The sequence below is a fragment of the Mesorhizobium sp. M1329 genome (genome assembly GCF_040318035.1).
Taxonomy (GTDB): Bacteria; Pseudomonadota; Alphaproteobacteria; order Rhizobiales; family Rhizobiaceae; genus Mesorhizobium.
This window is the reverse complement of the sequence record NZ_JAMYLN010000056.1, coordinates 1-21,702: the sequence shown is the minus strand read 5'-3', so window position 1 is coordinate 21,702 and position 21,702 is coordinate 1. Positions and strand designations below refer to the sequence as shown.

The window sequence follows — 21,702 nt, the reverse complement described above, 5'->3', positions numbered from 1 at the left end:
GCCATGGAAGAGAAGCTGCGCTTCGCCATCCGTGAAGGCGGCCGCACCGTCGGTGCCGGCATCGTCGTCACCATCAAAGAGTAATCGCCGGCGCTGCCGGTTGAGATCGGATGAAAAAGGGCGGTCTTCGGGCCGCCCTTTTGATTCTGATATTCTGGCAATGGATTAACCGCATTGCTTCAAATCCTGTTGCAAGCGCCTCTGCCATAACTAGTATAGGTTGCATCGAGGGGGCTGCCCGAATGGTTCCATGGCGCCGTTTGCATAGTCAGGCATGGTGGTCGCTAGGGCTGATCTGCCTGGCGTCGTTGCTTGTTATGGGCTACGCTGCTTTCGCAGCGGATGCAAAGAAATCCACGCCGGAAAAATCCACGCCGGATTTCGGCCCGACGATGCGGTTCGTCGTCGTCCGCAGCAGCGCGCCGGGCTGCGAGCCGACCTGTCCGGAATGGATATCGGCCGAAGGCTCGATTGAAGCCGGGACGCCGGCCCTTTTCAAGCGCACGCTTAAGGCGCTTGGCGCCCGAAAGCTGCCGATCGTCGTCGATTCCCCCGGCGGCAATGTCGAAGCGGCGCTGACACTTGGTCGCCTGATCCGCAAGAACAAGCTCGATATCGCCGTCGGCAAAACCCGCTTCGTCGGCTGTCTGCCAGATGTGAAGAACTGCAAGGAAAACGACGGCAAGGGCGCCCGTTATTTCGGCGATGCCTATGTCAACGGCGCCATCTGCAATTCCGCCTGTCCGTTGATGTTTTCCGGTGGCATCCGGCGCGTGGTCGGGGAGTGGGCCTTTCTCGGCGTCCATCAGATCACCACGACCTATATCCGGACGAAACTGCTGTACCGCACCACCTACCGCATGGTGAAAGGCAAGAAGAAGATACTCAGCACCAGGGTCGTCAGCCGGAAGAACGCCGGCAGCTACAAGACCTACGAGATGAACAAGCCGCTGGAGCGGAAGCTGGCGGCCTATCTGAAGGAGATGGGCGTCGGCCTGGGCGTGCTCGAGACCATGAAAAGCACGCCGGCCAGCAGCATCCAGCAACTGGTTTCCTACGACATGCTGCAAATGAATCTCGTCACCAGCCTGGATGCCGTCGACCTGCTGACCGCGCCAACCCTATGCAAATCCGATCCGTTGCCGGCGAGTTGCAGGGAACTGCCGGCGCCGGCGAATATCGCGAAGCCGGCCGGGCAAGTGGTGGCGAGCGCCGAGCCTGCACCTTCAGGGCTCGAAACCCCGCCGGCGAAGGAGGTCGCTGACATGCGCTTCGTCCTGGTCCGCGGCAGCAATCCGCTATGCAATCCCAATTGCCCGGAATGGATCTCGGCGGAAGGCACGATCACCGCTCACACGGCCGAAAAACTGCGCCAACTGCTTGACAGCGTCGGCGCCCGGCGCCTGCCCATCGTCGTCAGTTCGCCTGGCGGTGACGTGCTTGGCGCTCTCGCCGCCGGAAGGCTGATCCGCGAACGTAAACTCGACATAGCGGTAGCGCGGACGGACTTCATCGGCTGCGAGCCGCGGCAGGCCGACTGCGCCGCCGAAGACGGCGTCTATAACGGGCTCACGGTCGATGTCGGCGGCGAGTGCGGCTCGGCCTGCCCAATCATGCTCGCCGGCGGTGTCAAACGCTTGGTCGGCCCGCGTGCACAGTTGAGTGTGCATTCGATGGGCTTCGAGCAGCGGGTTAAGGCCTATCTCGAGGACATGACTGTTGGACCCGGCATGTTTTCGGCGATGCAATCGGCGCAATACTCGCGCTACCGGCAGGTTGAACCAGAGATGATGCTGAAAGTCGGGCTGACGACCGGGCCTGGGTCCGCGGACGAATTGACCGGGCCTGGCATCTGCAGATCGGAGCCAAGGCCGGAGAACTGCCGCGAGCTCTCGGGCGCCAAGGCTCAGGTCACCACGCCCGTGAAATCATAGGCCGGTCAAATCGTAAGGCAGGCATTGCGGCTGACTGGCCATCGAGGCAGGTTGAGTGGCGCTCGATGTTTCCGCTATCGTCCAGCGAAGACCAGCATGGGAGGGACCGCGAATGAGCCAGGATGTCCCGACATTGTTCGAATGGGCCGGCGGGTCCGACGCGCTGAACCGCCTGACCCAGACCTTCTACGACAACGTCTCCCGGGACCCAATCGTCGGGCCGGTGTTCAAGCATATGTCGCCGGACCATCCCGCTCACGTCGCAGCCTTCATCGGCGAAGTCTTTGGCGGACCGAAAACCTACAGCGAGAAGCATGGCGGCCATCGCGAGATGGTGATGCATCATCTCGGCAAGCATCTGACCGAGGAGCAGCGCCGGCGCTGGGTCAATCTTCTCGCCGACGCCGCCGACGAGATTGGGTTGCCTGACGATCCCGAATTCCGCTCGGCCTTCATGGCCTATGTCGAATGGGGATCGCGGCTGGCCAAGATGAACTCCAACAAGGGCCCGACCTGCGATCCCGAGACGGAACCGATGCCGGCCTGGGGCTGGGGCGTGCCCGGCGGACCGTACAAGCCGCCTTCGGGAGACTGACCGGGCACGAATCGGTCGAAAAACCCTGCCGCCAGGAAAACGGGTGGCTCTGGCGGTCTCGGTCCTCCAGGCTAACGGTTTAAAGTCGCCGTCGAATGGCGGGCCACACTGGAAACCGGAGGCTTTGCGATGAGATCGGAAGGCAAGAAAAATTCAGACAGCGTCTTTGACAGCGACCGCGGATCCCGAAATCCGTTTGGCGTCATGGACGTCCCCACTCCCGACGACGAGGAGGTGTCGGCGTTCGCCGCCGGCGTGAAACTGGAGGGAACTGCAAGCGATGAAAACGCCGAGGCCTGGGGCACCGAAAGCGACCGCGACCGCAACGACACCATCGAAGGCAGCTGGTCCAGCCGATGGAACGGCGGTGCCGACCCCACAATTCCGGGCGACAGCAAGGATAGATGGAAGTCTGGCCGGGGCGAGGTGAAGACAGCGGGAGAGAGAGTTTATCTGCTGTTCGATTGGCATGATGGCGTGCGCAAGGGGCTCATCGACGCGCGTCGTCGGGGTGCGAAGGGGCTGGTCGGAAAATACATCAATCTGACCGACCCAGAAATCGTGCGTCCCTGGGTCGGCTTGATCGTCAGCAATCAAAGGATCGACGGGAAATGGCCGGGAGGACGCCTGGACTTCCGCAGATGAAGGCTGGGCAGCGCACACCGCTCTTTACAGAGCGCGCGGAAGCTTTTAGGAAGCGCCTGCTGCGCCGACATGCGCATACGGGCATAGCTCAGTTGGTAGAGCGGCGGTCTCCAAAACCGCAGGTCGTAGGTTCGAGCCCTGCTGCCCGTGCCATTCTTTGAATGGATGCCTAAAATGATTCTTTTGCGGTGCGGCCTTTGAAAATCGGCTTGTGACTTGCCATATAGCATAAGTTGCGGCATAAGGGCCGCATAGCCGGGACGGGACGACTGGATGGTTCCGAGGCGGCGTTTGGCCATAAAGCGGACACTTGCCACTTGCGTGGATCAAGAATCGGTTTTATGTAGACGAGACAGACACGCGACGCGTGGAGCTGGGAAGCCGGCTTTACGCGTCTGATTTGCATGGGCGAAATGATTGCGCTGATTCGGCGCGAACGCACGCTCAAGCGGCACGTCCCGGCCAGCGGGATCATCCAGGAGACCCGGCCAACGGGTCTTGCAGACAGAGCGGCATATGGCTTCGAAAACCACAAATCCCTTCACCTTTCTCCAGCAGGTTCGCTCGGAGACCGCCAAGGTCACTTGGCCGTCGCGGCGCGAAACGATGATCTCGACGGTGATGGTCCTTGTGTTCGCGGTCATCGCGATGATCTTTTTCTTTACCGCAGACGTGGCCATGGGCTTTGCGGTCGAAAAAATCCTCGGCCTCGGACAGTAAGTCCGGCGATTACGGAGAAGTCTTGAAATGACCGCGCGGTGGTACATCGTCCACGCCTACTCGAACTTTGAAAAGAAGGTCGCCGAGGACATTGAGAACAAGGCCAAGCAGAAGGGCCTGTCCGCCGACATCGAGCAGATCGTGGTGCCGACCGAGAAGGTCGTCGAGATCCGCCGCGGCCGCAAGGTCGATGCCGAGCGCAAGTTCTTTCCGGGCTATGTGCTGCTGAAAGCCAATCTGACCGACGCCGTGTTCTCGCTCGTCAAGAACACGCCGAAGGTCACCGGTTTCCTGGGCGACTCCAAGCCGGTGCCGATCACCGAAGCCGAGGCCCAGCGTATCCTGAACCAGGTTCAGGAGGGCGTCGAGCGGCCGAAGCCGTCGGTGACGTTCGAGATCGGCGAAGCGATCCGCGTTTCGGATGGACCATTCGCGTCCTTTAACGGTTTCGTCCAGGAAGTGGACGAGGAGCGGGCGCGGCTCAAGGTGGAAGTTTCGATCTTCGGGCGCGCTGTGCCAGTCGATCTGGAATTCGGACAGGTCGAGAAGGGCTGATCCGAAATCCCTGCACCGGTTTCGGCGGCAGGGAAGGCGGCGCGGAGATCGCGCGGCCAAAAACGGGTGGGAGGCGAATGCGGCTTTAGCCGGCCGCGCGGACCGCACCACCAGACTGCAACCGCCGGCAAGACCGGCATGAGAAAAGGCAGGAAGAGAGATGGCTAAGAAAATTGCAGGCCAGCTCAAGCTCCAGGTTTCCGCGGGATCGGCCACGCCGTCGCCCCCGATCGGCCCGGCGCTTGGTCAGCGTGGCATCAACATCATGGAGTTTTGCAAGGCGTTCAACGCGCAGACCCAGGAAATGGAAAAGGGCTCGCCGGTTCCGGTTGTCATCACCTACTATCAGGACAAGTCGTTCACCTTCGTCATGAAGACGCCGCCGGTGAGCTATTTCCTGAAGAAGGCCGCGAACCTGAAGTCGGGCTCGAAGGAGCCGGGCAAGGTCAAGGCCGGCACGATCGGCCGTGACAAGGTGCGCGCCATCGCCGAGCAGAAGATGAAGGATCTGAACGCAAACGACGTCGAGGCGGCCATGCGCATGGTCGAGGGCTCCGCCCGCTCGATGGGTCTGGAAGTGGTGGGCTGAGATCATGGCAAAGATTGCAAAGCGTGTATCGAAGACCCGCGAAGGCATCGATCCCAACAAGGCTTACGCTTTGGGTGAGGCGCTGAAGCTGCTCAAGGATCGCTCCTCGGTGAAGTTCGACGAGACCATCGAAGTCGCGATGAACCTCGGCGTCGACCCACGCCATGCCGACCAGATGGTCCGCGGCGTGGTCAACCTGCCGAACGGCACCGGCCGCAGCGTTCGCGTCGCCGTCTTCGCGCGTGGTGACAAGGCCGAGGAGGCCAAGGCCGCCGGCGCCGACATCGTCGGAGCCGAGGATCTGGTCGACATCGTCCAGAAGGGCACGATCGACTTCGACCGCTGCATCGCCACGCCGGACATGATGCCGCTGGTCGGACGTCTCGGCAAGGTGCTCGGCCCGCGCGGCATGATGCCGAATCCGAAGGTCGGCACCGTCACCACCGACGTTACCGCCGCGGTCAAGGCATCGAAGGGCGGCGCCGTCGAGTTCCGCGTCGAGAAGGCCGGCATCGTTCATGCAGGCGTCGGCAAGGTCTCGTTCGACGTCAAGGCGCTGGAAGAAAACGTCCGCGCTTTCGCTGACGCGGTAACCAGGGCAAAGCCCGCTGGTGCCAAGGGCAACTACGTCAAGAAGGTGTCGGTCACCTCGACGATGGGCCCGGGCCTCAAGCTCGACGTCTCGACGCTCGCAGCGTCCTGATACGAACAATTGGATCGGCCGCTAAAACGCTGATCCGTGAAAGAATTCCGGGCCTCCGACCTGTCGGCGGCCCGGTACCGGAAGTCGAAAGGCTTCCGGACATCCTGTCCGAGATTGCAGGCGGCCCCCAAGCCTTAGGTGATGTGGGCCTTAATTCATGTGGGCCTGCATGAGACGGGTGAAGACCGGACAAAGGAGCCAAAAGCTCCAATGAAAGGTTCGAACCGTGTTTGCCTTTTGTCTGCGCACCCGTCCGGCTAGCCGGCAGGTGTGGCGAAAGGGGGCAGGATCCTCGAGCGTCGTTCGGGAGATCCGTTACTGGATGGCCCGGCCGGCAAAAGGCAACCCGACGCCTGTCCTTCGTAGAGGGCAGGGGTCAACTGGAGATAGGCAGTGGACAGAGCGGAAAAACGCGAACTCGTCACGGGCCTGAATGATGCGTTTTCAAGCGCGGGTTCAGTCGTCGTGGCCCACTACGCCGGTATCACCGTCGCGCAAATGAACGACCTTCGGTCGAAAATGCGCGCCGCCGGTGGCACCGTCAAAGTCGCGAAGAACCGTCTCGCCAAAATCGCTCTTCAGGGCACGGACTCCGCATCGATCATCGAGCTGTTCAAGGGACAGACGCTGATCGCCTATTCGGAGGATCCGATTGCGGCGCCGAAGGTCGCGTCCGATTTCGCCAAGGGAAATGACAAGCTCGTCATTCTCGGCGGCGCAATGGGCACCACCTCGCTCAATGCCGACGGTGTGAAGGCACTCGCCACACTTCCGTCGCTCGATGAGCTGCGCGCCAGGCTGGTTGGCATGATCGCCACGCCGGCAACCCGGATCGCCCAGATCGTCAATGCGCCTGCGGCTTCGGTCGCGCGCGTCATCGGCGCTTACGCCCGGAAGGACGAGGCGGCATGAGGCCGTTCCTCGCTATCACAAACACACGTTCGAACCTTATGAAGGAATATTGCAATGGCTGATCTGGCAAAGATCGTAGACGACCTTTCGAAGCTGACCGTCCTCGAGGCGGCCGAGCTGTCGAAGCTTCTTGAAGAAAAGTGGGGCGTTTCCGCCGCTGCTCCGGTGGCGGTTGCCGCTGCCGGCGGCGCTGCGGCCGCTGCTGCTCCGGTCGAGGAAAAGACGGAATTCGACGTCGTCCTCACCGAGGCAGGCGCTCAGAAGATCAATGTCATCAAGGAAGTTCGCGCCATCACCGGTCTTGGCCTCAAGGAAGCCAAGGACCTGGTCGAGGCGGCTCCGAAGCCGGTCAAGGAAGCCGTTTCCAAGGCCGACGCGGACAAGTTCAAGGCCCAGCTGGAAGCAGCCGGCGCCAAGGTCGAACTGAATTACGGGTTGATAACCGGCGGCGGGGGGCGCGCCGCCCGCCACTCCTTTCGCGTCGAAGGGAGGCTGCGTAATGCGAAGACTGCGAAAACCTCTTTCCTGAGGGCCGCAAAACGGCCTTCAGGAAACGGGTTTTCTCCCGTTTCTGGCCCGCCGCCAATTGGTGGTGGGTGAAAAGACAAGAAGCCGCCGACATGCGGCGGGCAACAAGACAGGGCCGCCAAGGTGGCCCGAGATGCAAGGCGAGCCGCGGCGAGGCTCGTCCCGAGAATTGAGCTAAGGAGCGACGATGGCCCAGACCCAGACTTTCAATGGCCGCAGACGCGTACGCAAGTTTTTCGGGAAGATCCCGGAAGTTGCGGAGATGCCGAACCTGATCGAGGTTCAGAAGGCATCCTATGACCAGTTCCTGATGGTGGAGGAGCCCAAGGGTGGGCGTCCTGACGAGGGACTGCAGGCAGTTTTCAAGTCGGTCTTCCCGATTTCCGATTTTTCCGGCTCCTCAATGCTGGAATTCGTGAAATACGAGTTCGAAGGACCGAAATTCGACGTTGACGAATGCCGTCAGCGCGACCTGACCTATGCGGCGCCGCTCAAGGTGACGCTGCGCCTCATCGTGTTCGATATCGACGAGGATACCGGCGCGAAGTCGATCAAGGACATCAAGGAGCAGGACGTCTACATGGGCGACATGCCGCTCATGACCTTGAACGGCACCTTCATCGTCAACGGCACCGAGCGCGTCATCGTCTCGCAGATGCACCGTTCGCCGGGCGTCTTCTTCGACCATGACAAGGGCAAGTCGCACTCGTCCGGCAAGCTTCTGTTTGCCGCGCGCGTCATTCCCTATCGCGGTTCGTGGCTCGACATCGAGTTCGACAGCAAGGACGTCGTGCATGCCCGCATCGACCGCCGCCGCAAGATTCCGGTGACGTCGCTGCTGATGGCTCTCGGCATGGACGGCGAAGAGATCCTGTCGACCTTCTACAACAAGATCACCTACAAGCGCGCCGGCGACCACTGGCGCATCCCGTTCAACGTCGAGCGTTTCCGCGGCCTCAAGGCCGTTGGCGACCTGGTCGACGCCGACACCGGCGAAGTCGTCGTCGAGGCCGGCAAGAAGATCACCGCCCGCCAGGCCAGGGCGCTTGGCGAAAAGGGTCTCAAGGCGATCAAGGCGACCGACGAGGATCTGCTCGGCAACTACCTTGCCGAGGATATCGTCAACTACGCGACTGGCGAAATCTTCCTCGAAGCCGGCGACGAGATCGACGAAAAGACGCTGAAAGTGCTGCTCGGCACCGGCGAGGACGAGATCAAGGTCCTCGACATCGACCACGTCAATGTCGGCGCCTATATCCGCAACACGCTCAACGTCGACAAGAACGAGAGCCGCCAGGACGCGCTGTTCGACATCTACCGCGTCATGCGCCCGGGCGAGCCGCCGACGCTCGAGACCGCCGAAGCCATGTTCAACTCGCTGTTCTTCGACAGCGAGCGCTATGATCTGTCGGCCGTCGGCCGCGTCAAGATGAACATGCGCCTCGAGCTCAAGGCCGAGGATACCGTGCGCGTGCTGCGCAAGGACGACATCCTGGCCGTGGTCAAGACGCTGGTCGAACTGCGCGACGGCAAGGGCGAGATCGACGACATCGACAATCTCGGCAACCGCCGCGTGCGCTCGGTCGGCGAGCTGATGGAGAACCAGTACCGCGTCGGCCTGCTGCGCATGGAGCGTGCGATCAAGGAACGTATGTCCTCGATCGAGATCGACACGGTGATGCCGCAGGACCTGATCAACGCCAAGCCGGCGGCTGCCGCCGTGCGCGAGTTCTTCGGTTCCTCGCAGCTGTCGCAGTTCATGGATCAGACCAACCCGCTGTCGGAGATCACCCACAAGCGCCGTCTTTCGGCGCTTGGACCGGGCGGTCTGACCCGCGAGCGTGCCGGTTTCGAGGTGCGCGACGTGCATCCGACGCATTACGGCCGCATCTGCCCGATCGAGACGCCGGAAGGCCCGAATATCGGCCTGATCAACTCGCTGGCGACCTTCGCGCGCGTCAACAAATACGGCTTCATCGAAAGCCCGTACCGCAAGATCGTCAACGGCAAGCTGACCAATGAGGTCGTTTACCTCTCGGCTATGGAAGAGGCCAAGCACCACGTCGCGCAAGCCAATGCCGAGCTCGACAAGAATGGTCATTTCGTCGACGAATTCGTCATTTGCCGCAACGCCGGCGAAGTGATGATGGCGCCGCGCGAAAACGTCGATCTGATGGACGTGTCGCCGAAGCAGATGGTGTCGGTGGCGGCGGCCCTGATCCCGTTCCTGGAGAACGACGACGCCAACCGCGCGCTGATGGGCTCGAACATGCAGCGTCAGGCCGTGCCGCTGGTGCGCGCCGAAGCGCCGTTCGTCGGCACCGGCATGGAGCCGATCGTCGCCCGTGACTCGGGCGCCGCCATCGGCGCCCGCCGCGGCGGCATCGTCGACCAGGTGGACGCGACGCGTATCGTCATCCGCGCCACGGAAGATCTCGATCCCGGTAAGTCCGGCGTCGACATCTACCGGCTGATGAAGTTCCAGCGTTCGAACCAGAACACCTGCATCAACCAGCGTCCGCTGGTGCGCATGGGCGACCGGGTCAACAAGGGCGACATCATTGCCGACGGCCCGTCGACCGAGCTCGGCGATCTGGCCCTCGGCCGCAACGTGCTGGTCGCGTTCATGCCGTGGAACGGCTACAACTACGAGGATTCCATCCTCCTGTCCGAGCGCATCGTCGCCGACGACGTCTTCACCTCGATCCACATCGAGGAGTTCGAAGTCATGGCCCGCGACACCAAGCTTGGCCCGGAGGAGATCACGCGCGACATCCCGAACGTCTCGGAAGAAGCGCTGAAGAACCTCGATGAGGCCGGCATCGTCTACATCGGTGCGGAAGTGCAGCCGGGCGACATCCTGGTCGGCAAGATCACGCCGAAGGGCGAAAGCCCGATGACGCCGGAAGAAAAGCTGCTGCGCGCCATCTTCGGTGAAAAGGCCTCGGACGTGCGCGACACTTCGATGCGCATGCCTCCGGGAACCTTCGGCACCGTCGTCGAAGTGCGCGTCTTCAACCGCCACGGCGTCGAGAAGGACGAGCGCGCCATGGCGATCGAGCGCGAGGAGATCGAACGCCTCGCCAAGGACCGCGACGACGAGCAGGCGATCCTCGACCGCAACGTCTATTCGCGTCTTTCCGACGTTCTCGTCGGCAAGGAAGCGATTGCCGGGCCGAAGGGCTTCAAGAAGGGCTCGAAGCTGTCGAAGGACACGCTCGACGAGTATCCGCGTTCGCAGTGGTGGCAGTTTGCCGTGGAGAACGAAAAGCTCCAGAGCGAACTAGAAGCCCTGCGTGGCCAGTACGACGATTCCAAGAAGGCGCTCGAGCAGCGCTTCATGGACAAGGTCGAGAAGGTGCAGCGCGGCGACGAAATGCCTCCGGGCGTCATGAAGATGGTCAAGGTCTTCGTGGCCGTGAAGCGCAAGATGCAGCCCGGCGACAAGATGGCTGGCCGGCACGGCAACAAGGGTGTCGTGTCGCGGATCGTTCCGGTCGAGGACATGCCTTTCCTCGAGGACGGCACGCATGCCGATATCGTGCTCAACCCGTTGGGTGTGCCGTCGCGCATGAATGTCGGCCAGATCCTGGAAACGCACCTGGGCTGGGCCTGCGCCGGAATGGGCAGGAAGATCGGCGATCTGATCGATGCGTACAAGACGGCGGGCGACATCAAACCGCTGCGCAAGACGCTCGAGAGCTTCATGCCGGCCAACGACCGCAACGAGCCGATCCGCGAATACGACGACGAGAGCATCATTCGCCTGGGCGAGCAGATGCGCCGCGGCGTCTCCATCGCCACACCGGTGTTCGACGGTGCGCACGAGGCCGACATCAATATCATGCTGGAGCAGGCGGGCCTGCACACCAGCGGTCAGTCGCAGCTCTATGACGGACGCACCGGCGAACCGTTCGATCGCAAAGTGACGATGGGCTATATATATATGCTCAAGCTTCACCACCTTGTGGACGACAAGATCCACGCGCGTTCGATCGGGCCGTACTCGCTCGTTACCCAGCAGCCGCTGGGCGGCAAGGCGCAGTTCGGTGGCCAGCGCTTCGGCGAGATGGAGGTCTGGGCGCTCGAAGCGTACGGCGCCGCCTACACGCTGCAGGAGATGCTGACGGTGAAGTCGGACGACGTCGCCGGCCGCACCAAGGTCTACGAGGCGATCGTCAGAGGCGACGACACATTCGAGGCCGGCATCCCCGAGAGCTTCAACGTTCTCGTCAAGGAAATGCGGTCTCTCGGCCTCAATGTCGAGCTGGAGAACACCAAGCTCGACGACAACCCGATCCGGCTGCCCGACGCGGCCGAATAAGCAAGACGCTCGGTCGCGGGAGAGGGCTCTCGCGACCGGGGCGCACCCAAATTCTTCGGCCGATGGCCGATCAAGTCAGCGGGCGTTTGGCCCGCGCTAGATGCAAGGGGTTTTCGAGGACCCCGAAAAGGAGAACGGCATGAACCAAGAGGTCATGAATCTCTTCAATCCCCAGGCGCCCGCGCAGGTGTTCGATTCCATCAGGATCTCGCTTGCCAGCCCTGAGAAGATTCTGTCCTGGTCGTTCGGCGAGATCAAGAAGCCGGAGACCATCAACTACCGCACCTTCAAGCCGGAGCGTGACGGCCTGTTCTGCGCGCGCATTTTTGGTCCGATCAAGGACTATGAGTGCCTGTGCGGCAAGTACAAGCGCATGAAGTACAAGGGCGTCATCTGCGAGAAGTGCGGCGTCGAAGTCACGCTGTCGCGCGTCCGCCGCGAGCGCATGGGCCATATCGAGCTGGCGGCACCGGTCGCCCACATCTGGTTCCTGAAGTCGCTGCCGTCGCGCATCGGCACGCTGCTCGACATGACGCTGAAGGACATCGAGCGGGTCCTCTACTTCGAGAACTACATCGTCACCGAACCCGGCCTCACCGCGCTGAAGGAGCACCAGCTGCTCAGCGAGGAAGAGTACATGATGGCCGTCGACGAGTATGGCGAGGACTCGTTCACCGCCATGATCGGAGCCGAGGCGATCCACGACCTTCTGGCCGGCATGGACCTGGAGAAGATCGCCGGCGATTTGCGTTCGGAGCTGGCTTCGACCACCTCCGAGCTCAAGCAGAAGAAGTACCTGAAGCGGCTCAAGGTCGTCGAGAACTTCATGGAATCCGGCAACCGTCCGGAATGGATGATCATGAAGGTGGTTCCGGTGATCCCGCCGGACCTGCGTCCGCTTGTCCCGCTGGACGGCGGCCGTTTCGCCACGTCGGATCTGAACGACCTTTATCGCCGCGTCATCAACCGCAACAACCGCTTGAAGCGGCTGATCGAGCTGCGCGCGCCCGGCATCATCGTGCGCAATGAAAAGCGCATGCTGCAGGAAGCCGTCGATGCGCTGTTCGACAACGGCCGTCGCGGCCGCGTCATCACCGGCGCCAACAAGCGTCCGCTGAAGTCGCTGTCGGATATGCTGAAGGGCAAGCAGGGCCGGTTCCGCCAGAACCTGCTCGGCAAGCGCGTCGACTATTCCGGCCGCTCGGTCATCGTCACCGGTCCGGAGCTCAAACTCCACCAGTGCGGCCTGCCGAAGAAGATGGCGCTCGAGCTGTTCAAGCCCTTCATCTACGCCCGTCTCGACGCCAAGGGTTACTCCTCGACCGTCAAGCAGGCGAAGAAGCTGGTCGAGAAGGAGCGTCCGGAGGTCTGGGACATCCTCGACGAGGTCATCCGCGAGCATCCGGTGCTTCTGAACCGCGCGCCGACGCTGCACCGCCTCGGCATCCAGGCGTTCGAGCCGATCCTGATCGAAGGCAAGGCAATCCAGCTTCACCCGCTGGTCTGCACGGCCTTCAACGCCGACTTCGACGGCGACCAGATGGCGGTTCACGTGCCGCTGTCGCTGGAAGCGCAGCTCGAAGCCCGCGTGCTGATGATGTCGACCAACAACATCCTGCACCCGGCTTCCGGCGCGCCGATCATCGTGCCGTCGCAGGACATGGTTCTCGGTCTCTACTATCTCTCGATCGTCAACCAGAACGAGCCGGGCGAGGGCATGGTGTTTGCCGACATGGGCGAGCTCCAGCACGCGCTCGAGACCAAGGCGGTGACCCTGCATGCCAAGATCAAGGGGCGCTTCCGCACGGTCGACGCCGAGGGCAAGGTCGTGTCGAAGATCTACGACACCACGCCTGGCCGCATGATCATCGGCGAGCTGCTGCCGAAGAACCACAACGTGCCCTACGAGACCGCCAACCAGGAGATGACCAAGAAGAACATCTCCAAGATGATCGACACCGTCTACCGCCATTGCGGTCAGAAGGAGACGGTCATTTTCTGCGATCGCATCATGGCTCTGGGCTTCAGCCACGCCTGCCGTGCCGGCATTTCGTTCGGCAAGGACGACATGCTGATCCCCGACGCCAAGATCAAGCTGGTGTCTGACACCGAGGCTTTGGCCAAGGAGTACGAGCAGCAGTACAATGACGGCCTGATCACCCAGGGCGAGAAGTACAACAAGGTCGTCGACGCCTGGGCCAAGTGCTCGGAAAAGGTCGCCGACGAAATGATGGCCCGCATCAAGGCGGTCGAGTTCGAGGACAACGGCCGTCAGAAGCCGATGAACTCGATCTACATGATGTCGCACTCCGGTGCGCGCGGCTCGCCCACCCAGATGCGCCAGCTCGCCGGCATGCGCGGCCTGATGGCCAAGCCTAGCGGTGAAATCATCGAGACGCCGATCATCTCGAACTTCAAGGAAGGCCTCACCGTGCTCGAGTACTTCAACTCGACCCACGGCGCCCGCAAGGGTCTGGCCGACACCGCCTTGAAGACGGCGAACTCGGGTTACCTGACGCGTCGTCTCGTCGACGTGGCGCAGGACTGCATCGTCAACTCGCTCGACTGCGGCACCGACAAGGGCCTCACCATGCAGCCGATCGTCGATGCCGGTCAGGTCGTCGCCTCGGTTGGCCAGCGCGTTCTCGGCCGCACCTCGCTCGACGACATCACCCACCCGGTCACCGGCGAGGTTCTGGTCAAGGCCGGAACGCTGATGGACGAGCGTGACGTGGAACTGATCGAAAAGGCCGGCGTGCAGTCGGTCCGCATCCGTTCGGCGCTGACCTGCGAGGTCAGGGTCGGTGTCTGCGCGGTCTGCTACGGACGCGATCTGGCCCGCGGCACTCCCGTCAACCAGGGCGAGGCTGTCGGCGTCATCGCGGCACAGTCGATCGGCGAGCCGGGCACCCAGCTCACCATGCGTACCTTCCACATGGGCGGCACGGCGCAGGTGGTGGATTCCTCGTTCCTTGAAGCCTCCTATGAAGGCAAGGTCGAGATCCGCAACCGCAACGTGGTGCGCAACTCCGACGGCCAGCTGATGGTCATGGGCCGCAACATGGCGGTGCTGATCCTCGACGAGGCCGGCAAGGAACGCGCCACGCACCGCGTCACCTACGGCTCGCGCATCTTCGTCGACGATGGCGACAAGGTGAAGCGCGGCCAGCGTATCGCCGAGTGGGATCCTTATACCCGCCCGGTCCTCACCGAAATCGAGGGCAGGGTGGCATTCGAGGATCTGGTCGACGGCATTTCCGTTCAGGAAACCGCCGACGAATCGACCGGCATCACCAAGCGCGAGGTCATCGACTGGCGTTCGACGCCACGCGGCAACGACCTCAAGCCGGCGATCGCCGTCCTGGATGCCAAGGGCAAGGTCGGCAAGCTGTCGAAGGGTGGCGATGCCCGCTTCCTGCTCTCGGTCGAGGCCATTCTTTCGGTCGAGCCGGGCGCACAGGTTCGTCCCGGCGACGTGCTGGCGCGTATCCCGATGGAAAGCGCCAAGACCAAGGACATCACCGGCGGTCTGCCGCGTGTGGCCGAACTGTTCGAGGCACGCCGTCCGAAGGATCACGCCATCATCGCCGAGATCGATGGCACGATCCGCTTTGGCCGCGACTACAAGAACAAGCGCCGCATCATCATCGAGCCGCATGACTCGACGCTTGAGCCGGTCGAATACCTGATCCCGAAGGGCAAGCCGTTCCATCTCCAGGACGGCGACGTCATCGAGAAGGGCGACTACATCCTCGACGGCAATCCGGCGCCGCACGACATCCTGGCGATCAAGGGCGTGGAGGCGCTTGCCTCCTACCTCGTCAACGAGATCCAGGAGGTCTACCGACTGCAGGGCGTGTCGATCAACGACAAGCACATCGAGGTGATCGTTCGCCAGATGCTGCAGAAGGTCGAGATCACCACGCAGGGCGATTCGACCTACATTCCGGGCGACCACGTCGACGTGATCGAGCTGGAAGAGGTCAATGAGCGCCTGGTCGAGGAAGGCAAGAAGCCGGCCGAAGGCCAGCCGGTGCTGCTCGGCATCACCAAGGCCTCGCTGCAGACGCCGTCCTTCATCTCCGCCGCCTCCTTCCAGGAGACGACGAGGGTGCTGACCGAAGCTGCGGTTGCCGGCAAGACCGACATGCTGCAGGGGCTGAAGGAAAACGTCATCGTCGGCCGGCTGATCCCGGCCGGCACCGGCGGCACGATGAGCCAGATCCGGCGCATCGCCACCTCGCGCGACGAGCTGATCATCGACGAGCGCCGCAAGGCGTCCGGCGTCGAGGTCGCCGAGCCGATGCTGACCGACATGGCTTCCGCCGCGCAGTAAGCGCGACAGAAAGAGAAGATAGAAAAGGGGCCCAAGTGGCCCCTTTTCGCATTGTGGTCCCCAATCGGATCGGAGGAGAACGATGAGCAGGAAGACCTGGGCTTCTGTCGACGACTACATTGTCGAGGCTCTTTTCGAGCCGGATCCCGCCCTCGATGCCGTTCTGGCGGCCAACCATGAGCACGGCCTGCCGCCGATCGACGTTTCGCCGGCACAGGGCAAGCTGCTGTCACTTCTTGCGCGAATGCAGGGAGCGAAGAAGGTACTCGAAATCGGCACGTTGGGCGGCTACTCGACGATTTGGATGGCGCGAGCATTGCCCGCCGACGGCAAGGTCGTGACGCTCGAGCTTGATCCGCACCACGCCAGTGTCGCGCGGTCGAACTTTGAACGGGCAGGGGTGTCGGACCGGGTGGAACTGCGGGTCGGACCGGCGCTTCAATCGCTTGCGGCGTTAGGCGCCGAGAACGCCGGGCCGTTCGATTTCATCTTCATCGACGCCGACAAGCCGAACAACCCGCTCTATCTGTCGTGGGCCATGCGTCTTTCGAGGCCGGGGACCGTCATCGTCTGCGACAATGTCATCCGTGACGGCGCGGTGGTGAATGAAGATGGCCGCGACGCCAATGTCGAAGGGGCACGCGCGGCGTTCTCGTTCATCGGCAGCGACAAGCGTCTGCAAGGCACCGCCATCCAGACTGTTGGCGCCAAGGGCTATGACGGCTTTGCCATAGCGATCGTCGGCTGAATTTGTGCGGCGAGCGGCTGGACCGGCGATCTGGCCGGCGCCCTCAGTCGAAAAAAGCCTCGACCACATTGCGCTTGCCGAGCATGAAGGCGTCGGCGACGTGCTGCAGGGGCGCGAGATCGACGTCGGAGGTGCCGGCGCGCACGATCTCGGCGAAGCGCTTGTAGAGCATCGGATATTCGGCTTCCGGCTCCTCGTGAACGACGCGGCCATCGATGGCGAGCTTCGAGCCGCCGCCGGAAAGTACCATCGATCCGGCCTCGGTGTCGGCCAGAATGTCCCAGCTTTGCGGGCCGGTCTGGCGCCAGTCGAGTTCCATCGTCACCGGCAGACCGTTCGAAGTGCGGAAGGCGATATGGGCGGCGATCGGGGCCGCGCGGTTTTCGGGGAAATCGAGCTCTGCCGAACTGATGAACATCGGCGGCAGGATGTGGGTCGCTATCGACAGTGCGTTAATGCCGGGATCGAACACGCCAAAACCGCCGGGAGCCCAGATCCATTCCTGGTTCGGATGCCAGCGGCGCACGTCTTCCTTCCAGTTGATGGCGGCCGACCTGATCGTCGTCGAGCCGAGGAATGTGCGCGCTGCTTCGACGGCCGGCGCATAGCGTGAATGCCAACTGGCGAACAGGCAGACGCCGTTCGCTGCCGCCAGCGCCTTCAGGTCTTCGACCTCGCTGACCGTGGCGCCGGGCGGCTTTTCCAGGAAGACATGCTTTTTCGCCACCAGCGCCGTGCGCGCTGCGTCATAGCGAAAATGCGGCGGCATGCACAGCGACACCGCCTCGAGCTCCGGCACCGCGTCGAGCATCGCCTCGATCGTCGGGAAGTTCGAGATGTCTTCGACTTTGCCGTGGCGGCTGGCTGCGGCGACCAGGCGATAATGCTGGTCCTTCGCCAGGGCCGGCAGGTGCTGGTCGCGGACGATCTTTCCCACGCCGACGATGCCGAGCTTGATGGGATTAGAGGACATGGGAGCTCCGCAGGTTGAATGTGCTTGGTTTTGCCAGAGGTCGCTTCTTAGCAGAGAACTTGTGCCGGACAAGTCGCCGGGCTTTTGTCGCCGGCCCGCGAGATCGACCGCGATTCAGATCTCTTCAAATCGGCACATCGAACGTCACGATCGATACTTCGCCTTCGAGCGCGCCCTGATAGGCGGACAGATGCGGCTCCTCGTCGGGCACGCCGTCCAGGTCGCCGATCTGATCGAGCTCGGCCTCGGCATAACCTTCCGCGGCAAGCGATTCGAGAGCGCGGCGCACCGCCGAATCGTCGTCCGGCGCGACCAGCATCACATGCACGCCTTCCGGCTTGCCGCCTTTGCGCTTCCACACCCGGCCGGTAATAATGGTGACCGGGCGCTCCTCATTGTCATTCACGGGTTCGTACCTCCGGGCGAGGGGTTTTGGGCTGTTCATGCCGCCTTTTCGCACGAAGCACGGCGTGGAAACAGCCGCAAGCCGGTCACTTTCTGCCTTCCTCTTGAAAAACGGCGCAAGAAAATTACATGCGTTTTTCGCATGGCTGCCAAGCCTCGGGTTCAGCGCAATATTTGCCGCTCCGGGGTTGACGGACAGTGGCCATACGAGTAGAAGCCGCCCAGTCAGAACCGATGTGAGGCTCTCGCTTCCGAAGCGACACGCTTTGGAGTTTGCCTCAAACAGGGTTCGTTTTACGAGCGAAAAGACATTTCCGGCGTGCATGAAGCGGATTCCGCTTCCTCTGCCATTTGTTCGGGCAAGACCGCGAGGCGCGGTTTGTGGCCCGAATTTGCGTATGGAAATGACGCTTTGAGCGGCCCTGACCGGGCGAGACACGGAATTGAGAGACAAGAGGGTTTAATGCCTACCGTCAACCAGCTGATCCGCAAGCCGCGCATTGCGCCGGTGAAGCGCAACAAGGTCCCGGCCATGCAGCAGAACCCGCAGAAGCGGGGCGTCTGCACGCGCGTCTATACCACGACGCCGAAGAAGCCGAACTCGGCGCTGCGCAAGGTGGCCAAGATTCGCCTGACCAATGGTTTTGAAGTGATCGGTTACATCCCCGGCGAAGGCCACAACCTTCAGGAGCACTCGGTGGTGATGATCCGCGGCGGTCGCGTCAAGGATCTTCCGGGCGTCCGTTACCACATCATCCGCGGCGTGCTCGACACGCAAGGCGTGAAGAACCGCAAGCAGCGCCGTTCGAAATACGGCGCCAAGCGTCCGAAGTGACCGAAGCGTAGCCAAGGTCGTTCCGGACGGCGTCAAGCGACGATCCGGGATCCAGGCCACCGCGTAGAATTGAGGCAGAGAAAAAATGTCCCGTCGTCACAGTGCAGAAAAGCGTGAGATCAATCCGGACCCGAAGTTCGGCGATCTGATCGTCACCAAGTTCATGAACGCCGTCATGTATGACGGCAAGAAGTCGGTTGCCGAGACCATCGTCTACGGCGCGCTCGATCAGGTCCAGTCCAAGACCAAGCAGGAGCCGGTCACCGTCTTCCATCAGGCGCTCGACAATGTCGCGCCGCATGTGGAAGTGCGTTCGCGCCGCGTCGGCGGTGCCACCTACCAGGTTCCGGTCGACGTGCGCCCCGAGCGCCGGCAGGCATTGGCCATCCGCTGGCTGATCGCTGCCGCCCGCAACCGCAATGAGACCACCATGGTCGACCGCCTCTCAGGCGAGCTGATGGATGCGGCCAACAACCGCGGCACTGCCGTCAAGAAGCGTGAAGACACCCACAAGATGGCAGAAGCCAACCGCGCTTTCGCGCACTACCGCTGGTAAAGCGCGAACGAGACTGAAGAGGCACCTCCCATGGCCCGCGAATATAAAATCGAAGACTACCGCAATTTCGGTATCATGGCGCATATCGACGCCGGCAAGACGACGACCACCGAGCGCGTCCTCTATTACACGGGCAAGTCGCACAAGATCGGCGAAGTCCACGACGGCGCTGCGACCATGGATTGGATGGAGCAGGAGCAGGAGCGCGGCATCACCATCACGTCGGCTGCGACCACGACCTTCTGGAAGGGTCGCGACGGCAAGATGTATCGCTTCAACATCATCGACACCCCCGGCCACGTGGACTTCACTATCGAGGTCGAGCGTTCGCTGCGCGTGCTCGACGGCGCCATCGCGCTGCTCGATGCCAATGCCGGTGTCGAGCCGCAGACGGAGACCGTCTGGCGCCAGGCCGACAAGTATCGCGTGCCGCGCATGATCTTCTGCAACAAGATGGACAAGATCGGCGCCGACTTTTACCGCTCGGTCGAGATGATCGGTTCGCGCCTCGGTGCGCATGCGGTCGTCATGCAGCTGCCGATCGGCGCCGAGACCGAGTTCAAGGGCATCGTCGACTTGGTCGAGATGAACGCGCTGGTCTGGCGCGACGAGACGCTGGGCGCTGCCTGGGACATCGTCGAGATCCCTGCCGACCTCAAGGCTCGTGCCGAAGAATACCGCGAGAAGATGATCGAGGCCGCCGTCGAAATGGACGAAACGGCGCTCGAGAATTACCTCGAAGGCAAGATGCCGAGCAATGACGAGATCCGTGCGCTCATCCGCAAGGGCACGATCGCGGTGAAGTTCTATCCGATGTTCTGCGGTTCGGCCTTCAAGAACAAGGGCGTGCAGCCGCTGCTCGACGCCGTCGTCGAATATCTGCCGTCGCCGGCCGATGTCCCGGCCATCAAGGGCGTCGACGCCAAGACCGACGCCGAGATCGAGCGTCACGCCGACGACAACGAGCCGCTGTCGATGCTTGCCTTCAAGATCATGAACGACCCGTTCGTCGGTTCGCTCACCTTTGCCCGCATCTATTCGGGCAAGCTCACCAAGGGCATCTCGGTCGACAACACCGTGAAGGGCAAGAAAGAGCGCATCGGCCGCATGTTGCAGATGCATGCGAATTCGCGCGCCGACGTCGAAGAGGCTTTTGCCGGCGACATTGTCGCCCTTGCTGGTCTCAAGGACACCACCACCGGCGACACGCTCAGTGATCCGCTGCATCCGGTCATCCTCGAGCGCATGGAATTCCCCGATCCGGTCATCCAGATCGCCATCGAGCCGAAGACCAAGAACGACCAGGAAAAGATGGGCCTCGCCCTTCACCGCCTCGCCGCCGAAGATCCGTCCTTCCGCGTCAAGACCGACGAGGAATCGGGCCAGACGATCATCTCCGGCATGGGCGAACTTCACCTCGACATCATCGTCGACCGCATGCGTCGCGAGTTCAAGGTCGAGGCCAATGTCGGCGCGCCGCAGGTGGCCTACCGCGAGACGATCACCCGCAAGCACGAGCAGGACTACACGCACAAGAAGCAGACCGGCGGTACCGGCCAGTTCGCCCGCGTCAAGATCCTGTTCGAGCCGAATCCGGAAAGCAGCGAATTCGAGTTCGAAACCAAGATCGTCGGCGGCGCTGTGCCGAAGGAATACATCCCCGGCGTCGAAAAGGGTATCAACAGCGTCATGACCTCGGGCCCGTTCGCCGGCTTCCCGATGATCGGCGTCAAGGCGACGCTGATCGATGGCGCCTACCACGACGTGGACTCCTCGGTTCTGGCCTTCGAAATCGCCGGCCGCGCCTGCTTCCGTGAGGCAGCGCCCAAGCTGGGCGTGCAGTTGCTCGAGCCGATCATGAAAGTCGAAGTGGTGACGCCGGAAGATTACGTCGGCAGTGTTATCGGCGACCTGAACGGCCGTCGCGGCCAGATCCAGGGCCAGGAAGCCCGTGGCGTCGCGGTGGTGATCAACGCGATGGTGCCGCTCGCCAACATGTTCAAATACGTGGACAACCTTCGCTCGATGAGCCAGGGCCGCGCGGCCTATACGATGCAGTTCGACCATTACGAACCGGTCCCGACCGCGGTCGCCCAGGAAGTCCAGAAGAAATACGCGTAACTCGAACGAGTTGCACCAGTAACTTAATTCAAGGCCCGCACGGGCTGGCAGGAATGGAGAGATCACATGGCAAAAGGTAAATTCGAGCGCACTAAGCCTCATGTGAACATTGGCACGATTGGTCACGTCGACCATGGTAAGACGTCGCTGACGGCGGCGATCACCAAGTATTTTGGCGAATACAAGCGCTACGACCAGATCGATGCGGCGCCGGAAGAGAAGG

General features: G+C 62.2%; 18 protein-coding genes, 1 tRNA gene and 1 pseudogene. 18 read left to right on the top strand and 2 right to left on the bottom strand.

What is annotated here, in order from left to right:
- The 14 genes and pseudogenes from NKH21_RS31500 to NKH21_RS31435 all read left to right on the top strand — a co-directional run.
- Positions 1–84: EF-Tu C-terminal domain-related protein (locus NKH21_RS31500; protein WP_455749504.1), on the top strand; the 84-nt coding region annotated here is incomplete at its 5' end.
- A 158-nt stretch (positions 85–242) separates the two neighbouring features.
- On the top strand, positions 243–1,934 hold the full coding sequence (locus NKH21_RS31495) for a COG3904 family protein (RefSeq protein WP_352671299.1): 1,692 nt from the start codon (positions 243–245) through the stop codon (positions 1,932–1,934).
- 112 nt (positions 1,935–2,046) lie between these two features.
- On the top strand, positions 2,047–2,529 hold the full coding sequence (locus NKH21_RS31490; protein ID WP_352671297.1) for a group II truncated hemoglobin: 483 nt from the start codon (positions 2,047–2,049) through the stop codon (positions 2,527–2,529).
- 129 nt (positions 2,530–2,658) lie between these two features.
- Positions 2,659–3,174 carry a hypothetical protein gene (locus NKH21_RS31485; protein ID WP_352671295.1) on the top strand — a complete coding sequence of 172 codons (516 nt, stop codon included), beginning with the start codon at positions 2,659–2,661 and terminating at the stop codon, positions 3,172–3,174.
- A 77-nt stretch (positions 3,175–3,251) separates the two neighbouring features.
- A tRNA-Trp gene (locus NKH21_RS31480) sits at positions 3,252–3,327 on the top strand.
- Between the two features lie 363 nt (positions 3,328–3,690).
- Positions 3,691–3,894 carry a preprotein translocase subunit SecE gene (secE, locus tag NKH21_RS31475; RefSeq protein ID WP_352671292.1) on the top strand — a complete coding sequence of 68 codons (204 nt, stop codon included), beginning with the start codon at positions 3,691–3,693 and terminating at the stop codon, positions 3,892–3,894.
- A gap of 27 nt (positions 3,895–3,921) precedes the next feature.
- Positions 3,922–4,449, top strand: coding sequence for a transcription termination/antitermination protein NusG (nusG, locus tag NKH21_RS31470; RefSeq protein WP_006333333.1), 528 nt, complete (start codon positions 3,922–3,924; stop codon positions 4,447–4,449).
- 160 nt (positions 4,450–4,609) lie between these two features.
- The gene (gene rplK / locus NKH21_RS31465; RefSeq protein ID WP_023680440.1) at positions 4,610–5,038 is read left to right on the top strand and encodes a 50S ribosomal protein L11; all 429 of its coding nucleotides are present in this window, start codon (positions 4,610–4,612) and stop codon (positions 5,036–5,038) included.
- Between the two features lie 4 nt (positions 5,039–5,042).
- Positions 5,043–5,741: a 50S ribosomal protein L1 gene (gene rplA / locus NKH21_RS31460; RefSeq protein ID WP_023680441.1), complete on the top strand. Its 699-nt coding sequence runs from the start codon at positions 5,043–5,045 to the stop codon at positions 5,739–5,741.
- A gap of 393 nt (positions 5,742–6,134) precedes the next feature.
- Positions 6,135–6,653 (top strand): 50S ribosomal protein L10, encoded by a 519-nt coding sequence (gene rplJ, locus NKH21_RS31455; protein ID WP_008875657.1) that lies wholly within the window; start codon positions 6,135–6,137, stop codon positions 6,651–6,653.
- Positions 6,654–6,707: 54 nt separating this feature from the next.
- A pseudogene (gene rplL, locus NKH21_RS31450) lies at positions 6,708–7,079 on the top strand (50S ribosomal protein L7/L12); the annotation flags it as partial.
- Between the two features lie 289 nt (positions 7,080–7,368).
- The gene (rpoB, locus tag NKH21_RS31445) at positions 7,369–11,505 is read left to right on the top strand and encodes a DNA-directed RNA polymerase subunit beta (RefSeq protein ID WP_352671290.1); all 4,137 of its coding nucleotides are present in this window, start codon (positions 7,369–7,371) and stop codon (positions 11,503–11,505) included.
- A gap of 139 nt (positions 11,506–11,644) precedes the next feature.
- Positions 11,645–15,841 (top strand): DNA-directed RNA polymerase subunit beta', encoded by a 4,197-nt coding sequence (gene rpoC / locus NKH21_RS31440; RefSeq protein ID WP_352869781.1) that lies wholly within the window; start codon positions 11,645–11,647, stop codon positions 15,839–15,841.
- An 82-nt stretch (positions 15,842–15,923) separates the two neighbouring features.
- Positions 15,924–16,589, top strand: a complete 666-nt coding sequence (locus tag NKH21_RS31435; protein ID WP_352869779.1) for an O-methyltransferase — start codon at positions 15,924–15,926, stop codon at positions 16,587–16,589.
- 43 nt (positions 16,590–16,632) lie between these two features.
- On the opposite strand, the gene NKH21_RS31430 is transcribed toward NKH21_RS31435, so the two are convergent.
- On the bottom strand, positions 16,633–17,562 hold the full coding sequence (locus NKH21_RS31430) for a Gfo/Idh/MocA family protein (protein WP_352671282.1): 930 nt from the start codon (positions 17,560–17,562) through the stop codon (positions 16,633–16,635).
- 124 nt (positions 17,563–17,686) lie between these two features.
- Positions 17,687–17,968: a transcriptional regulator gene (locus NKH21_RS31425; RefSeq protein ID WP_254817147.1), complete on the bottom strand. Its 282-nt coding sequence runs from the start codon at positions 17,966–17,968 to the stop codon at positions 17,687–17,689.
- Between the two features lie 462 nt (positions 17,969–18,430).
- Here NKH21_RS31425 and rpsL point away from each other — a divergent pair, with 462 nt between their 5' ends.
- From rpsL to NKH21_RS31405, 4 genes are all read left to right on the top strand, one after another.
- Positions 18,431–18,802 carry a 30S ribosomal protein S12 gene (rpsL, locus tag NKH21_RS31420; RefSeq protein ID WP_006333356.1) on the top strand — a complete coding sequence of 124 codons (372 nt, stop codon included), beginning with the start codon at positions 18,431–18,433 and terminating at the stop codon, positions 18,800–18,802.
- An 85-nt stretch (positions 18,803–18,887) separates the two neighbouring features.
- The gene (gene rpsG, locus NKH21_RS31415; RefSeq protein ID WP_008875664.1) at positions 18,888–19,358 is read left to right on the top strand and encodes a 30S ribosomal protein S7; all 471 of its coding nucleotides are present in this window, start codon (positions 18,888–18,890) and stop codon (positions 19,356–19,358) included.
- A 30-nt stretch (positions 19,359–19,388) separates the two neighbouring features.
- A complete protein-coding gene (fusA, locus tag NKH21_RS31410; protein WP_352671280.1) occupies positions 19,389–21,479 on the top strand; it encodes an elongation factor G in 2,091 nt (696 codons plus the stop codon).
- A 66-nt stretch (positions 21,480–21,545) separates the two neighbouring features.
- Positions 21,546–21,702, top strand: a 157-nt coding sequence (locus NKH21_RS31405; RefSeq protein ID WP_352668298.1) for a GTP-binding protein, incomplete at its 3' end; no start/stop codon positions are given.

Excerpts from the sequence above, each read along its gene's own strand:
- NKH21_RS31495 (WP_352671299.1), top strand. The coding sequence starts at position 243 with ATGGTTCCATGGCGCCGTTTGCATAGTCAGGCATGGTGGTCGCTAGGG.
- NKH21_RS31490 (WP_352671297.1), top strand. The coding sequence starts at position 2,047 with ATGAGCCAGGATGTCCCGACATTGTTCGAATGGGCCGGCGGGTCCGAC.
- NKH21_RS31485 (WP_352671295.1), top strand. The coding sequence starts at position 2,659 with ATGAGATCGGAAGGCAAGAAAAATTCAGACAGCGTCTTTGACAGCGAC.
- secE (WP_352671292.1), top strand. The coding sequence starts at position 3,691 with ATGGCTTCGAAAACCACAAATCCCTTCACCTTTCTCCAGCAGGTTCGC.
- nusG (WP_006333333.1), top strand. The coding sequence starts at position 3,922 with ATGACCGCGCGGTGGTACATCGTCCACGCCTACTCGAACTTTGAAAAG.
- rplK (WP_023680440.1), top strand. The coding sequence starts at position 4,610 with ATGGCTAAGAAAATTGCAGGCCAGCTCAAGCTCCAGGTTTCCGCGGGA.
- rplA (WP_023680441.1), top strand. The coding sequence starts at position 5,043 with ATGGCAAAGATTGCAAAGCGTGTATCGAAGACCCGCGAAGGCATCGAT.
- rpoB (WP_352671290.1), top strand. The coding sequence starts at position 7,369 with ATGGCCCAGACCCAGACTTTCAATGGCCGCAGACGCGTACGCAAGTTT.
- rpoC (WP_352869781.1), top strand. The coding sequence starts at position 11,645 with ATGAACCAAGAGGTCATGAATCTCTTCAATCCCCAGGCGCCCGCGCAG.
- NKH21_RS31435 (WP_352869779.1), top strand. The coding sequence starts at position 15,924 with ATGAGCAGGAAGACCTGGGCTTCTGTCGACGACTACATTGTCGAGGCT.
- NKH21_RS31430 (WP_352671282.1), bottom strand. The coding sequence starts at position 17,562 with ATGTCCTCTAATCCCATCAAGCTCGGCATCGTCGGCGTGGGAAAGATC.
- rpsL (WP_006333356.1), top strand. The coding sequence starts at position 18,431 with ATGCCTACCGTCAACCAGCTGATCCGCAAGCCGCGCATTGCGCCGGTG.
- rpsG (WP_008875664.1), top strand. The coding sequence starts at position 18,888 with ATGTCCCGTCGTCACAGTGCAGAAAAGCGTGAGATCAATCCGGACCCG.
- fusA (WP_352671280.1), top strand. The coding sequence starts at position 19,389 with ATGGCCCGCGAATATAAAATCGAAGACTACCGCAATTTCGGTATCATG.